10 protein-coding genes and 1 tRNA gene are annotated in these 14,098 nt (G+C 72.0%); 4 read left to right on the top strand and 7 right to left on the bottom strand.

Translation table 11 applies throughout. From position 1 onward, the window contains the following. Positions 1 to 3: 3 nt before the first annotated feature. A complete protein-coding gene (locus PYR72_RS38995) occupies positions 4 to 1,674 on the top strand; it encodes a hypothetical protein (RefSeq protein WP_275459658.1) in 1,671 nt (556 codons plus the stop codon). A 177-nt stretch (positions 1,675 to 1,851) separates the two neighbouring features. Here PYR72_RS38995 and PYR72_RS38990 read toward each other — a convergent pair whose 3' ends face one another. After that, the gene (locus PYR72_RS38990) at positions 1,852 to 2,412 is read right to left on the bottom strand and encodes an HIT domain-containing protein (RefSeq protein WP_275459657.1); all 561 of its coding nucleotides are present in this window, start codon (positions 2,410 to 2,412) and stop codon (positions 1,852 to 1,854) included. Positions 2,413 to 2,479: 67 nt separating this feature from the next. Here PYR72_RS38990 and PYR72_RS38985 point away from each other — a divergent pair, with 67 nt between their 5' ends. Beyond that, positions 2,480 to 3,136 (top strand): potassium channel family protein, encoded by a 657-nt coding sequence (locus PYR72_RS38985; protein ID WP_013004994.1) that lies wholly within the window; start codon positions 2,480 to 2,482, stop codon positions 3,134 to 3,136. 43 nt (positions 3,137 to 3,179) lie between these two features. Here PYR72_RS38985 and thrS read toward each other — a convergent pair whose 3' ends face one another. The 3 genes from thrS to PYR72_RS38970 form a co-directional block, all read right to left on the bottom strand. Beyond that, positions 3,180 to 5,156, bottom strand: coding sequence for a threonine--tRNA ligase (thrS, locus tag PYR72_RS38980; protein ID WP_275459656.1), 1,977 nt, complete (start codon positions 5,154 to 5,156; stop codon positions 3,180 to 3,182). Positions 5,157 to 5,261: 105 nt separating this feature from the next. Continuing rightward, positions 5,262 to 6,530 carry a hypothetical protein gene (locus PYR72_RS38975; protein WP_275460636.1) on the bottom strand — a complete coding sequence of 423 codons (1,269 nt, stop codon included), beginning with the start codon at positions 6,528 to 6,530 and terminating at the stop codon, positions 5,262 to 5,264. An 11-nt stretch (positions 6,531 to 6,541) separates the two neighbouring features. Next, complete coding sequence (locus PYR72_RS38970) at positions 6,542 to 7,108, bottom strand: DUF4365 domain-containing protein (protein WP_037725663.1); 567 nt, start codon at positions 7,106 to 7,108, stop codon at positions 6,542 to 6,544. A gap of 168 nt (positions 7,109 to 7,276) precedes the next feature. Here PYR72_RS38970 and PYR72_RS38965 point away from each other — a divergent pair, with 168 nt between their 5' ends. After that, entirely contained in the window at positions 7,277 to 8,002 is a 726-nt protein-coding gene (locus PYR72_RS38965) for a 3'-5' exonuclease (RefSeq protein WP_275459655.1), read from the top strand. A 38-nt stretch (positions 8,003 to 8,040) separates the two neighbouring features. Here PYR72_RS38965 and PYR72_RS38960 read toward each other — a convergent pair. Both PYR72_RS38960 and PYR72_RS38955 read right to left on the bottom strand, forming a co-directional pair. After that, positions 8,041 to 8,112: transfer RNA gene (locus PYR72_RS38960), tRNA-Val, on the bottom strand. A 39-nt stretch (positions 8,113 to 8,151) separates the two neighbouring features. Then, positions 8,152 to 8,610, bottom strand: coding sequence for an SRPBCC family protein (locus PYR72_RS38955; protein WP_275459654.1), 459 nt, complete (start codon positions 8,608 to 8,610; stop codon positions 8,152 to 8,154). A 103-nt stretch (positions 8,611 to 8,713) separates the two neighbouring features. Here PYR72_RS38955 and PYR72_RS38950 point away from each other — a divergent pair, with 103 nt between their 5' ends. Further along, the gene (locus PYR72_RS38950; protein WP_275459653.1) at positions 8,714 to 11,140 is read left to right on the top strand and encodes a hypothetical protein; all 2,427 of its coding nucleotides are present in this window, start codon (positions 8,714 to 8,716) and stop codon (positions 11,138 to 11,140) included. 108 nt (positions 11,141 to 11,248) lie between these two features. Here the strand turns inward: PYR72_RS38950 and PYR72_RS38945 are convergent, their stop codons facing one another. Further along, on the bottom strand, positions 11,249 to 13,996 hold the full coding sequence (locus tag PYR72_RS38945; protein WP_275459652.1) for a Tat pathway signal sequence domain protein: 2,748 nt from the start codon (positions 13,994 to 13,996) through the stop codon (positions 11,249 to 11,251). Between the last annotated feature and the right edge of the window lie 102 nt (positions 13,997 to 14,098).

Raw genomic sequence — 14,098 nt, 5'->3', positions numbered from 1 at the left:
GCGATGGGGGCGGCGGCGGTGGCGGACAGTTTCGATTTCACTCCCGGGGCACAGGTGCCGCTGATGGGCACCGCGGGCCAGACGGCGGCCACGTACGCCCTGGCGTCCGCGGCCTACCGGGACAACGAGATCGCGGAGATCCTCAAGGCCAACAACGACTGGCACAAGTCCGCGGTCAAACCGGGGCGGAAATGGGCGACCATCTTCCGGCCGAACCTCGGGGAGGCGTTCTCCCTCGCGGTACGGGACCGGATGGTCGGCGCCGGCCGCAAACCCCTCATCCAGTCCTTCGGCATGGAGCCGCAGGTCGTCGTCGAGCACTGCCTCGCGGCGAACAACATCCGCCGGGAGCGCGACAACTGGCTCTCGGCGGTGATGGTCCTGTGCGGCCTGCTCTTCCTGCCCGGCCTGCTGCTCTGGCTGCTCGTCTTCCAGATCCGTTCGACGGTCGCCAAGCGTGACAAGCGCGCCGGCGCCCTCGGCACCACCCTGCTGGTCGCCGTGGGCGCCCTCGCCGTGATCTTCCTGCTCCGGATGCCGTTCGACGGGATCTGGGCCTGGTACGCGCGGGCCTGTGTGGTGCTGCCCGTGGTCGGCTGGTTCTGGGCCAAGCAGATCTGCGAGCGCGCCGCCGCGGACCTGCGGGACCGCTGGTCCGGCCTGCTGGCCGGCGGCGGGGTCGGCGCCAAGATCCCCGAGGCCGTGCCCGGCAGCCCCAACGAGACCAAGGCCGAGCAGCTGCGCAAGGAGCTGGCCCGGCTCAGCGCCGAGCAGCGGTCCAACCTCGTCTTCTACGCCGGCCCCAAGGGCATCCTCGGCATGGGCACCCGCTGGGGCGCCTGGCAGCTCGCCGAGGATCTCGTACCGGCCGATTCCGGCAAGGAGATCCACCCGTTCCGCAGCTGGGACGTCATACGCGCCATCCACGACCAGCTGCGCATGCTGGAGCGCACCCCCCTCAACACCGGCGGTTTCACGGCGCCCTCCATCAAGCACTGGATCGTCAGCCCCATCGGCGAGGGCGCCGGCGCCGTGGCCCGGCCCGAGGGCACCGACGTGGACGCCTACCAGTACAAGTCCCACGCGATACAGGAGATCTGCAACAAGCAGCACTTCGGCAGCGGCAACCGGCACTACCTGGGGGTCCAGTGGACGCTCTGGGACGGCCAGTTGATCATCACCATGATGGTCACGGTCACCGTGCTGCACCAGACGCTCCGCATCGAGGTGACCGGACACGCCCTGGGCCCGGTGCACGGTCTGTTCACGACCGGGCCGGCGGCCAAGGAGAAAGAGGTCCAGAAGTCGCTGAGGTTCTGGGAGACCCGCAAGGTGAAGCTCCCCCTCGTCGACGCGGACGAGGTCGTACGGCTCGCCGCGCGCGCCCCGCTGACCTGGTACCCGCCGCTGCTCAACTGGCTCGGCGGTTCCATCGGCCTGCCCGAGCCGTTCGGTCTGCGGCACGCCTGGGCCGACCAGCCGTGGCGGCACCGTTTCATGGCCGACGACGCGCTGCGCGCCGCCACGCCGGTGCTCCGCGTGGTGCACAACGCCGCGATCAAGGTCCTGAAGGACAACGGCGTGGACACCGAGAAGTTCGGCTCACGGGCCGGGTTCCTCAGCGGGGCGGTGCAGGACGCGTCGCCGCGGAAGGCGGACCTCTACGACGCGTGACCGCTGCGCTGGGCTTGGGCCGGGGGATGCGTGGGGGGTGGGGCGCCGTGTTTGGCTGCGGGTGCGTGGGGGCTGGTCGCGCAGTTCCCCGCGCCCCTGAAAAGCAGGGGCTGCGCCCCATGCTTTTCAGGCCCGAAGGGCCCCGCCGGCCGCGCGCGACGGCGTACCCCTCGGCGGTCACGCCGTCGGCCATGCCTCCGCGAGCATTTTCCTCGTGTCGGCGAGGAGTTGGGGCAGGATGCGGGTGTGGCCGACGACCGGCATGAAGTTGGTGTCGCCGCCCCAGCGGGGAACGATGTGCTGGTGGAGGTGGGCGGCGATACCAGCGCCCGCGACCGTGCCCTGGTTCATGCCGATGTTGAATCCGTGCGCACCCGACGCGGCGCGCAGGGCGGTCATGGACTGCTTGGTCAGCTCGGCCAGCTCGGCGGTCTCCGGGCCGGTGAGGTCCGTGTAGTCGGCGACGTGGCGGTAGGGGACGACCATGAGGTGGCCGCCGTTGTACGGGTAGAGGTTGAGCACCGCGTACACATGCTCGCCGCGCCTGATGACCAGGCCGTCCTCGTCCGACTTCGCCGGGATCGTGCAGAACGGACAGCCGTCGTCGGCCCCAGGACCGGTCGGCTTGTTCTCACCCTGGATGTACGCCATCCGGTGGGGCGTCCACAGGCGCTGGAACGCGTCCTGCGTTCCCACTCCGATCTGCTGCTCCGGCTCACTCGTCATGCAGTGCAGCATATTGCTTCGCCCGTTCGCGGCGTGTCGGCGGGTACCGGAGCGGGACGGGCGGGGCCAAGCTGAGGCGATGGACCTCGACAGCCGCGCGCTCCGCTGGGAGCAGCGCACCGGACGCGTCCTCGCCGGAGCGTCGGCCCTCTTTCTCGGCTCGTACGCGGTACGGGTGCTCGCCCACGGCCTTCCGCAGGTCTGGCTCGACCTCTGTCTCGCGGTGACCATGGCGTGCTGGGCGGTCTTCGCCCTCGACTACGGCGTGCGCTGGCGGCTGAGCGGGCTGGGCCCGAGGTTCGTACGCGTCCACTGGCTGGACACCGTCGTGCTGGTGCTGCCGCTGCTGCGGCCGCTGCGCGTCGTGCAGATCCACGACGCCGTGCAGCGTCACCACGAGCGGCCGCGGCTCTCCCTGCACGCGCGCGTGGCCGTCTACGCGGGCCTGTCGGTGACCCTGCTCGGCTTCACCGGCGCCCTCGCCGTCTACCAGCAGGAGCACGACGCGCCGGGCGCGACGATCCTGACCTTCGGGGACGCCGTGTGGTGGACCTGCTCGACGCTCGCCACGGTCGGGTACGGGGACGTCACCCCCGTCACCCCGATGGGCCGGACGATCGCCGTGTTCCTGATGGCCTGCGGTCTCGCCCTGCTCGGCACGGTGACGGGGTCGTTCGGATCGTGGCTGATCCAGGTGTTCGCGCGGGAGGACGAGGGGAGGCCCCCGGCGAGCTGAACTCTCCGGGGGCCTCCCTCGACGACCGGGGCGCGGGGGCGCGTCAGATCTGGACGCGGTCCTCCACGACCTTGGCGATCTTGGCGATGGCCTCCTCGACGGGGATGCCGTTCTCCTGGGAGCCGTCGCGGTAGCGGAAGGAGACGGCACCGGCGGCCATGTCCTCGTCACCGGCGATGACCATGAACGGCACCTTGGCCTTCTGGGCGTTGCGGATCTTCTTCTGCATGCGGTCGGAGGAGGCGTCGACGTCGACGCGCAGGCCCTTCCTCTTCGCCTCGGCGGCGAACTTCTGCAGGTACTCCACGTGCGCGTCGCCGATCGGGATGCCGACCGCCTGGACGGGCGCCAGCCAGGCCGGGAACGCGCCCGCGTAGTGCTCCAGGAGCACGGCGAAGAACCGCTCGATCGAGCCGAACAGCGCGCGGTGGATCATGACCGGGCGCTGCTTGGAGCCGTCCGGGCCGGTGTACTCCAGGTCGAAGCGCTCGGGCAGGTTGAAGTCGAGCTGGACCGTGGACATCTGCCAGGTCCGGCCGATGGCGTCCTTGGCCTGGACGGAGATCTTCGGCCCGTAGAACGCGGCGCCGCCCGGGTCCGGGACGAGCGGGAGGCCCTGCTTCTCGGCGACCTGGCGGAGCGTCTCGGTGGCCTCCTCCCACGCCTCGTCCGAGCCGACGAACTTCTCCGGGTCCTTGGTGGACAGCTCCAGGTAGAAGTCCGTGAGGCCGTAGTCGCGCAGCAGGTTCAGGACGAAGGTGAGCGTCTTGTCCAGCTCGTCCGCCATCTGCTCGCGGGTGCAGTAGATGTGCGCGTCGTCCTGGGTGAAGCCGCGGGCACGGGTCAGGCCGTGCACGACGCCGGACTTCTCGTACCGGTACACGGTCCCGAACTCGAAGAGGCGCAGCGGCAGTTCACGGTACGAGCGGCCGCGGGCGTCGAAGATCAGGTTGTGCATCGGGCAGTTCATGGGCTTGAGGTAGTAGTCCACGCCCTCGTCGAGCTGCATGGGCGGGTACATGCCGTCGGCGTACCAGTCCAGGTGGCCCGAGACCTCGAAGAGCTTCCCCTTCGTGGCGTGCGGGGTGTAGACGAACTCGTACCCCTCCTCCTCGTGCCGGCGGCGCGAGTAGTCCTCCATGACGCGGCGGATGATGCCGCCGCGGGGGTGGAAGACGGCGAGGCCGGAGCCGATCTCATCCGGGATGGAGAACAGGTCGAGTTCGTTGCCCAGCTTGCGGTGGTCGCGCTTCTCGGCCTCGGCGAGGAAGTCGAGATGCGCCTTCAGCTCCTCCTTGGAGGGCCAAGCGGTGCCGTAGATGCGCTGGAGCATCGGGTTCTTCTCGCTGCCGCGCCAGTACGCGGCGGCGTTGCGCATCAGCTTGAACGCGGGGATGTTGCGGGTGGTGGGCAGGTGCGGGCCTCGGCAGAGGTCCTTCCAGCACAGGTCACCGGTCTTGGCGTCCAGGTTGTCGTAGATCGTCAGCTCGCCGGCGCCGACCTCGACGTCCGCGCCGTCGTCGGAGGAGGCCGAGCCCTTGAGGCCGATCAGCTCCAGCTTGTACGGCTCGTCCGCCAGCTCCTCGCGGGCGGCCTCGTCGGTGACGACGCGGCGCGAGAAGCGCTGGCCGCGCCGCTGGATCTCCTGCATCTTCTTCTCGACGGCCTTGAGATCCTCGGGGGTGAACGGCTTCTCGACGTCGAAGTCGTAGTAGAACCCGTCCCGCACCGGCGGCCCGATGCCCAGCTTCGCCTCCGGGAACAGCTCCTGCACCGCCTGGGCCATCACGTGGGCGGTGGAGTGGCGCAGGATGTTCAGGCCGTCCTCGGAGGAGATCTCCACGGGCTCGACGGTCTCGCCGTCGCGCACCTCGTACGCCAGGTCCTTCAGCTCCCCGGCCACACGGGCGGCGACGACGGTGCGCTCGCCGGTGAAGAGGTCGGCGGCCGTAGTGCCCGTCGTCACCACGCGCTCTTCCCGCTCGGAATCGCGTTGGATGATCACACGGACGTCGGACACCGGTCTCTCCTGCCTGAAGGGGACCACCTACGGATTTCCGTAGGCGGTCCCCGAATCGTACCGAGCCGGGGGTGCCCCCTGCGAAACGGTTACGGGCGGACGCCGTCAGTCCCCTCCGCACGCCTCCTCGAAGAACGCCGTGATCTCCGCGGTCTCCTGCAGCGACTTCATCAGCCGGTCCCGCTCGGCCTCGTCGACCTGCACGGGCGCGATCCCGTCGGCGTCCGTGAGGCGCCGGAACCCGCCGCGGCTCTCCAGCCTCCCGCGCACCCGGACCGGCAGTCCCACGAGATGGGCCTGCCCCGCGATCCGGTACGACTCCTCGTCCAGGGTCATACGGACGTGCGGCACCTCGGCTCCGGCGAGGACCCGCAGCCGTACGGTGCCCTCGCCGCGCCCGGCGGACCGGCGCATCCGCACCACGGCCCCGGTGATCCGCACCGGCATCGAGGGCTCCGCCCGCAGATAGCGGGCCCCGGCCTCGCGCAGCACGGGCAGGTCGCCCGGTGAGAACTCGACGGGCTCGGCCCGTGAGGCGCCGCCCTCGGGGACCCCCGCGGCCGGTGCCCAGTCGACGGCGACCCGGGCGCCCTCGGTGCCGCGGACGAGGGCGACGAGCGCCTCGGTCAGCTCATGGCTGACCCCGGCCTCGACGGCACCGTCGAAGGCGTCCATGCCACCGGTCGCGCGCCGGTAGTCGATGGCCTCGCGGGCGGCGTGGAGGGCCTGGTGCAGGCGCAGGGCGAGGGGGCGGCCGGTGGCCACGGGGACGAAGGCGGTGAGACGGCGGCCGCCGGGCGCGGCGCCGACGAGGACGCCGTCCAGGGAGGCGGCGGCGGGCAGCCGGTGCCGGGCGCCGTAGTACCCGGCACGCGCGCGGGTGGCCAGCGCGGCCGCGAGGAGCATCTGGCGGGCGGCCGAGCGCAGTTGGTCCTCGACCCCCCAGGAGGCGGTGCCCAGGGCGCCGGTCGGCACGTCGCGCCACCAGTGGATCTCGTCGCTGGGCACGGTGAGGGCGACCAGCACGTCCCGCGCGGCGGGTGACCCGCTGCGGGACAGGGCCATGAGGGCCTCGCCGAGCAGGTCGTCGCTGTCGGGGAAGGCCCGGTTCTCGGGCACGAGCAGGCTCATGCCCCGCCCGGCGGGCCCCGGCGGGGTCCAGCGGCCGTACCGGCCGGCGGCTCCGCCGCGCCGCTGCCAGCCGTGCCGGCGCAGCAGGGCGCCGAGGACGGCGGGGTCGACCTGGTCGGGGTCGGGCGGCCGGGTCCAGCTGGGCTCGACGGGGTGGGGGCGTACCGGGCGCGCGGGCTCCCCGAGGGGACGGCGTACGGGCGCGCCCTCCTGGTGGGGACGGGGCGTCCGGTCGTCGTCGATGGGGCCGTGGGTCACGGTCTGCCTCCCGTTCCGACCCGCGTCATGATCTCGCAGAGCGCTCGGTCGTCGAAGATGCGCGAGGTCGGTATGCGCACGGTGGTGCGCCGCCGGCCGGTGATCGGGTGTCCGGCGAGGTTGATCCAGTAGCAGCAGTGCCGCAGGTCGAGCCGGTCGTGGCCGGCCCGCAGCCACTGCTCCTGCGAGCGGGGGACGATCATCACGACCAGGATCTTGTGCACCGAGACGGGGGTGCGGGCCAGCTTCGCCAGGTGCTGGTTGTCGAGGGTGAAGGAGAAGAACCGGCCCGCCGGGTTGGGCGCGAGCTGGTAGGTGGCCTTGAGTTGCACCTTGATGGTGACCTCGTCGTCGACCGTGTGTCCGGGCGAGCCGTGGCTGACGTGCCAGTCGATGCCGTTGTCGGGAAAGGGCTGGGAGAGCGAGCAGCCCGCCGCCGCGGCGACCGCGTGCAGATAGCCCACCTGCAGGGTCTCCATGCAGGCGGTGGTGGCGAGGGAGCCGCGGAGCGGTGCCGCGTGCTCGGGCAGCAGCCCGCCCCGCTCGGGCTGCGCAATGGCCATGACCAACAGCCTTCCAGTGCTGGTGTTTCCCCGTACCGAGCCGCTGAACTGCGCAGACCCGTACTTCTGTTGTCTCCTTCCGGCGTACGGCGCAAACAGCCCGGGTATCACCAAACTGGCAGAAGACGGGACGTCAGCTGCCGTGGGTGAACGAGGAGTTGTGGACACATGACGTGTTGGTACGAGGGGCCCTTGGCGGCGTTCGACACGGAGACCACGGGTGTGGACGTCGAGACCGACCGGATCGTGTCGGCCGCCGTGGTCGTCCAGGACGCGCCCGGCACCCGCCCCCGGGTGACCCGGTGGCTGGTGAACCCGGGCGTGCCGGTGCCCGCCGCGGCGACGGCGGTGCACGGGCTGACGGACGAACGGTTGCAACGCGACGGCCGCTGGCCGGCGCCGGTGATGGAGGAGATAGCCAGGGCGCTGGCGGAGCAGGCGGTGCGCGGCCGTCCGCTGGTCGTCATGAACGCGCCGTTCGATCTGACGCTGCTGGACCGTGAGTTGCGGCGGCACCGCGCCTCGTCGCTGGACCGCTGGTTCGAGGCGACGCCGTTGCGGGTCCTCGACCCCCGGGTCCTGGACAAGCATCTGGACCGCTACCGCAAGGGCCGGCGCACGCTCACCGACCTGTGCGCGCACTACGAGGTCGTGCTGGACGGCGCGCACGACGCGGGAGCGGACGCCCAGGCGGCGATGGACGTCGTCCGCGCGGTGGGGCAGCGTTTCGCGACCCGGCTGGCCCGTCTCTCCCCCGCCGAACTGCACACGCTGCAGGCCGTGTGGCACGCGGCGCAGGCCCGGGGGCTGCAGGCGTGGTTCGCGCGCAGCGGCACGGAGGAGGCGGTGGACCCGGCGTGGCCGCTGCGTCCGGACCTGCCGGCGGCGGCATGAGAAAAGCCGGTCCGCGTCTGCGGACCGGCTCTACCCGGTGGGCGATACTGGGTTCGAACCAGTGACCTCTTCGGTGTGAACGAAGCGCTCTCCCACTGAGCTAATCGCCCGGGAACGGACTGAACAATACAGGTCCCGGCGGGTCCGGTTCAAACCGCTTGGCCGTGCGACCCGAGATGGGCGAGGAGGCCGCGTCGTCCCGCCCGCATCATCAGGGTGTGGTTGACGCGGAACAGGGGCCGCCCGGGTACGGCGAGGCGTCGCAGCAGGGGCTTGGTGACGTCGACTTCCTGGTCGTAGAGGGCGAGGGTGCCGGGTCCTCCGGCGGTGACCGTCCAGCGCGCCCAGCCGTTCAGGTCGCCGGTCATCGCGATCTCCAGGACTCCGGCCGCCGCGTCGCGCCGTACCGCCCGCGCGGTGAGGACGAGTTCGTACGGCACGACCGAGCGGATCCGGAGGGTGCCGGTGGTGTCGTCGATCCGGACCACCTCGCGGACCTGGGGCCACCAGTACGGGTAGTCCTCCGGGCGCCGGAGCGCGTCGTAGACGGCGGCGGGCGGCGCGGGCAGGCTCCAGCGGCTGTGGAAGCGGTAGTGGTACCAGTCCATGGTCGGATTGTGCCTGCGCTCGGGCCCCGCGTGCGGGATCTGAGTACCGGCCTGAGTACGTGGACTCATGCCGTGCGGCGTGACGCCGACCACACTGCGTGGCATGACGCACTTTCCGTCCCCGGCCGAGGAGCTGCGAGTCCTCGACGCCGAACTCCGGCAACTCGACGCCCGCCGCGTGTTCCTCCTGACGCGCCGCGCCTGGCTGGTCAACGCCCTGTACACGGCGACGTCCGCACCCGGCGCGCCCACCGCCCCGCCCGCGCGACGCCCCGAGGCGACGGCGCCGAGCGTACAGAACGTGCTGCTGATTCTCGGCGGTGTCCTGCTGACCGTCGCGGCGATCGCGTTCACGCTGGTCAGCTGGGGGCACCTGGGAATCGGCGGCCGGGCGCTGGTGCTCGGCGGGGTGACGGTGGCCGCGCTGGGCGCGCCGTGGCCGCTGCTGCGCCATGGGCTGCGCTCGACCGCCGAGGCGGTCGCGGGCCTCGGCCTCGCCCTCACCGTCCTGGACGCGTACGCGCTGCACGAGGTCGCGTTCACCGGCGCGGACGGTACGGGATACGCGGCCGTCGCGGCGGCCGTGCTCGCGGTGGTGTGGGCGGCGTACGGTCTGGTCCTGCGCGCTCCGGCGGCCGACACCGGCGAGACGCCCACCCGCGGCCCCCTGGTCCTGCCCCTCCCCCTCGCCCTGGTCGCCGCTCAACTCCCTCTGCTGCTGTGGGCGTTCGCGAGCGGCGCGGGCGCCGAGACGGTCACGGCCGTGCTGCTGGTGACAGCGGCGGCCGACACCGCGATCGCGCTCCGGGTGTCCCCGAAGCCGGTACGGATCGTCGCCGTGGCCGGCGCGTTCGGCTGGGGCGCCGGGGGTGTGGTGACGGCCGGGTGGCTCTCGTGGACCGCCGCCGGCCCGGGCGCCGCCGCCCGCGCGGCGGCGCTCCTCGCCCTCGCCGCGGTGATCGCCCTGACGACCGCCCGGTTCGCCCCGAAGCACGCCCTGGCCCTCGGCACCGCGCTCACCGGTGGGCTCCTCGTGGTCGCCGGCGCCGGTGGCATCGCCCGCTCGCTCCTGCCCGAGGTGTGGACGGTCCCGGCCCATCTGCTGTGCGGAATCGCTCTGCTGGCGGCCGTACGTATGCGGGTCCCCGAGCCCGTACGGCGGGGCCTCGTGCACGCGTCCTGCGTGGTCCAGGGCCTCGCCGTGGCCACCGCGCTGCCGACCTTGGCCATCGTGCTGCTCAGCCCGATCGGCTGGATCGAGCGGATCTGGTCGGGTGCGCCCGTGGACGCCCGCGCGGCGGTGACACTCGACGCGCCCTGGCCGCCGAACACGGCCACCGTGCCCCTGGTGCTCGCCGTCGTCGCCGGCGTGCTGACCGTGGCCGCGCGCGCCGTGACGTGGCGGACCCCGGCCCTGGTCGGCGCTCTCGTCCTCGCCTGGGCCACGGTCCTGGTGCTCCCCTCGATCCTCGAACTGCCGTTCATGGCCGGGTTGGTGGTGCACGGCCTCCTGGTCGTGGCCGCACTGGGCTTCGCCGTGTTCATGCGGCCGGCGGAACCCGGGCGCCTCCAGGCACCGATCCCCCTCACCGGCGCGGCCCTGGCCCTCGTCACCGCCCTGGGCCTGGCCCTGCACTCCCTGGCCACCGAGCCGGCCACCCTCACCGTCCTCGCCGCCTCGACCGTCGTGTTCGCGGCGGCGGCCGCCCTGCGCATCGACGTGGGCGCCCTCACCGCCCCCGTCTCCGTCGTCCACGCCACCGCCCTGACCTGCGCGATCGGCGCCTCCGCCGGCTGGGAGCCGCAGCACACGGCACTGCTCGTCCTCACCGTCCCGGCCGCCGCGGGCCTGCTCGCGGCCCGCCTCGGCGACTCGCCCCTGACCGTCCCGGTCGAGGCGACCGGCGCCGCCGCCGGTCTCCTGGCCATCGCGCTCTCCGCCACGCACCCGCCGCTGCTGGCCCTGACTCTCGCCCTCTGCGGGGTCATCGTCCTGGGCACAGCCGTACGGCCGGACCGCCGCCGGCTCGGCCACGCGGCCACCGTGCTGTTCGTCCTGGCCTCCTGGGTACGGCTGGCGGCCTGGGAGGTCGGCACCCCGGAGGCGTACACCCTGCCGGTGAGCGTCCCGGCCCTGCTCGTCGGCCATCTGCGCCGACGCCGCGACCCGGCGGCCTCGTCCTGGACGGCGTACGGCCCGGGACTCGCCGTCACCCTCGTCCCGAGCCTGGTCGCGGCCTGGGGCGACACCCACTGGCTGCGCCCCCTGCTGCTGGGCACGGCCGCCCTGGCGGTCACCCTCCTCGGCGCCCACCACCGCCTCCAGGCCCCCCTCCTCCTCGGCGGCGGCACCCTCGTCCTGGTCACCCTGCACGAACTGGCCCCGTACCTCGCCCAGGTGGTCGACGCCCTCCCCCGTTGGGCGCCTCCCGCCCTGGCGGGCCTGCTCCTGCTGACGGCGGGCGCCACCTACGAACAGCGCCTGCGCGACGCACGACGCGTACGGGACCTCCTGGGAAGGCTGAGCTGAGACCGCGCCCCGCCAGGGGCGCGAGGAACTGCGCGACCGGCCACAACGGTCCCGCAGTTCCCCACTCACCCCAGCCACCCCAAGCCCCCCGCTCGACCCAGCGGAGCGTCACGGCATCTTGTCGCCCACCAGTGCCAGGTTCTGGATGGCCGCCAGCCCGTACAGCGCGGTCGCGTTGGTCGACACCCACGCCGCCTCGCTGCCCGGCACGAGGCCCGTCGGCCCCTCGATCTTCTTGGTGGTCCAGTCGGTCGACTCCTTGTAGTCCCAGGTGTCGGCGCTGTTGTAGAACTGCCGCCACGCACGGGCCGCGAGCTTGTCGTCCTTCAACTGCACGGCGGCGTAGGCGTCCTGCCGCGAGTGGCCCTGGAAGAGCAGCAGCGTGCCGAAGTTGGAGCCGTACCGCGCGGCCTGTTCCGCCTTCGTCGCGTTGAAGTAGCGGCAGTAGTCGAGCCACGCCTCCTTGAACTTGGGCATCTCGATCTGGTCGAGGAGTTCGGCGCACATCTCGACCAGGCCGAACATGGCCGACAGGTGCGAGACCCCGACCACCGGCTTGTCCGCGACGGCGAACTTGCCGGTGTCCAGGTCGTAGAGCCCGGTGCCCTGGACGAAGCCGTTGGGCTGGGCGGCGATGGTCTCCATGGTCGACAGGACGCGCGCCCTGGCCTTCTCCCACTTGGGGCCGCGCCGCTCCCACTCGGTCAGCCACGCGGAGACGAGCCCGGACCAGTCGGTGCCGAAGCCGATCGACAGGGCGTTGCGGTCGGGGGTGTAGGGCTCGGTGCGGATCTTGCGGATGGGGTCGAGGACGAGGAAGGTCTCGTCGGAGTCGACGTTGGCGTGCATGAGGTCGCCGACGCGTTCGTCGGCGGTGAGGAAGTAGTAGTAGCGGCGGTACGTGGTGTTGGCGATCCGCTGCTGCTTGGCGCTGTCGGCGTAGTGCTGGACGCCGTGGCGGGTGCCGAGGCCGGCCCACTTGCCCAGGTGGTAGACGTCGACCTCGCCGGTGTGGCGGGTCATGGCCTCGGCGAAGCGGAAGATGTCCGCGCGGCCGGAGCGCATGTACGCGAACCACAGCCACAGGTCGGGCGAGAGTTCGGAGTTGTCCCAGGCGTAGCCGCCGATGTCGTAGCACCACTGGTGGCGGCTGGGGTCGTAGCTGTGCATGATGTCGCCGTAGTCCCAGAAGCCGTACCAACGGCGCATCTCCACCTGGTCCTTGTAGTAGGTGAAGAGGAAGTCGAGGTGGTCCTCGATCTTCGCCTTGGCGGCGGTGGACCGGTCGGGTTCGGCGAACAGCCTGCCGAAGACGCCTGCCCCGACGAGCTGCTTGGGCGGGGCGGCGAGCTGAGGGGGCGTGCGGACGGCCTCGACCTGCCGGGCCATGGCCTCGGCGCCCGGTGTGGACTCGTGGGCCCAGAAGAGGAGTTCGCTGGTACGGGCGATGCCGTACGGGGTGCCGAAGCCGGGCTCGTAGTCCTCGTAGGTGATGTTGAGACCTTCGAGCTGCTCGGCGTAGGTGTCCTGTCCCATGCCGTCGTGGTAGAAGCGCAGGTCCATGGGCCGTGCCTCGGGCGACCAGAGCCAGAGGGTGACCTCGGCGGTGTCGGTCTGGGCGTCCCGGATGTCGAGCTGGGCGGGGAACTTCTCCCAGAAGTCGCGCAGTCCGAAGGCGAAGCCGCCGGACGCCCCGCCGACGTACCCGAAGCCGCTGGCCCGCCGTCCGCCGCCGGCCGGGATCCAGCCGTGGCCCTTCCTGGTGCGCTTGCGGACGCCGAAGCCGTCGGCGGACAGCTGCGAGAGCGTGTAGTCGCCCCACTCGGGGATGTACTGCAGACGGGTCGTGACGCGCTGGTCCCAGGTGGAGGGGTCGGGCAGCTTCTTGCCCTCGAACTGGGCGGTGCGCACCGCCGCCCCGGGGTCGCGTCGCAGCCCCGTGACGCCCTTGACCGCCTCGCGCAGCAGGCCCGTGCCCTCGCCGCCGATACGGATGTGACGGTCGTACGCGGCGTCGCGCATCGGCACCTCGAAGCGGACGCCGATGCCCCGGACGAAGTCGCCGCCGGCCTTTCCGGCCTGCTGGTCGCCGTCGAAGGTGATGGTGTGCACCATGCGGAACGACTCGGCACCCGCGTAGAAGTAGAGGCGGATCGAGAAGGGCAGCCAGCTGTGGCTTCCTCTGCGGTGCTTGCCGTCGATGCGGACCACGGCCCGCACCGGGCCCTCCTGCTCGACCTCGACCTCGTCGATCTGGCTCTCGTAGCGCTGGGTCTTCTCCGTGCCCTGGTCGCCGTCCTCGATCTCGGGCTGCCGCAGCAGCACCAGATGGCCGCTGTGGGCGATCTCGGTGGAGCCGCGCAGCACGGACTTCACGAGGGTGGAGCCGGACTTGCCGATCTTGGCGGTGATGACACCGGTCGACACGTCGATGGTGGTGGCACGTTCGTCGACGGTGACCTTCTTCGCCGGCGCCGCGGGCGTGCCCGCCGCGAGGGTGAGCCTGCCGGAGCCGGCGCCCGCGCCCACCGCGTGCGCGGTCCACTTCACGGAGCCGTCGGGCCAGTAGCCGATCGGCCAGGACTGCACGGCGACGGCCTTGCCGTCCGCGTCCGTCAAGGAGAACGACTGTTCTTTCTCGTACGCTCCCTTGGGCCATGGCACACCCACGGTGGAGCCGGGGGCGGCGCCGAGCCCGCCGTCCTCCAGCCAGTCCAGGGTCACCGGATCCGCCTTCGCCGCCTCGGCCAGGGGGGCGGCCTGCGCGTCCGCGCTCCCCAGCGCCCAGCTGAACTGGGCGGCGGCTCCTGCGACGGCGGCCGCCTTGAGAAGGGACCTGCGGTCGATCGGGGACATGGCCTTTCCTTTCCGTACGGGACGTCTTGCGTGCTGGTGGTCAGGGGCATGACAGAGAGAGGTGCGACGCCTCCGGGGCGTCGACCCGAACGGACGGCACCG

Source organism: Streptomyces sp. VNUA24, assembly GCF_029167005.1.
Taxonomy (GTDB): domain Bacteria; phylum Actinomycetota; class Actinomycetes; order Streptomycetales; family Streptomycetaceae; genus Streptomyces; species Streptomyces scabiei.
Note: the sequence above shows the minus strand (reverse complement) of the source record. Positions and strands in the feature narration are given on the sequence as shown.

Excerpts from the sequence above, each read along its gene's own strand:
- PYR72_RS38995 (WP_275459658.1), top strand. The coding sequence starts at position 4 with ATGGGGGCGGCGGCGGTGGCGGACAGTTTCGATTTCACTCCCGGGGCA.
- PYR72_RS38990 (WP_275459657.1), bottom strand. The coding sequence starts at position 2,412 with ATGCTGCACTGCATGACGAGTGAGCCGGAGCAGCAGATCGGAGTGGGA.
- PYR72_RS38985 (WP_013004994.1), top strand. The coding sequence starts at position 2,480 with ATGGACCTCGACAGCCGCGCGCTCCGCTGGGAGCAGCGCACCGGACGC.
- PYR72_RS38970 (WP_037725663.1), bottom strand. The coding sequence starts at position 7,108 with ATGGCCATTGCGCAGCCCGAGCGGGGCGGGCTGCTGCCCGAGCACGCG.
- PYR72_RS38965 (WP_275459655.1), top strand. The coding sequence starts at position 7,277 with ATGACGTGTTGGTACGAGGGGCCCTTGGCGGCGTTCGACACGGAGACC.
- PYR72_RS38955 (WP_275459654.1), bottom strand. The coding sequence starts at position 8,610 with ATGGACTGGTACCACTACCGCTTCCACAGCCGCTGGAGCCTGCCCGCG.
- PYR72_RS38950 (WP_275459653.1), top strand. The coding sequence starts at position 8,714 with ATGACGCACTTTCCGTCCCCGGCCGAGGAGCTGCGAGTCCTCGACGCC.
- PYR72_RS38945 (WP_275459652.1), bottom strand. The coding sequence starts at position 13,996 with ATGTCCCCGATCGACCGCAGGTCCCTTCTCAAGGCGGCCGCCGTCGCA.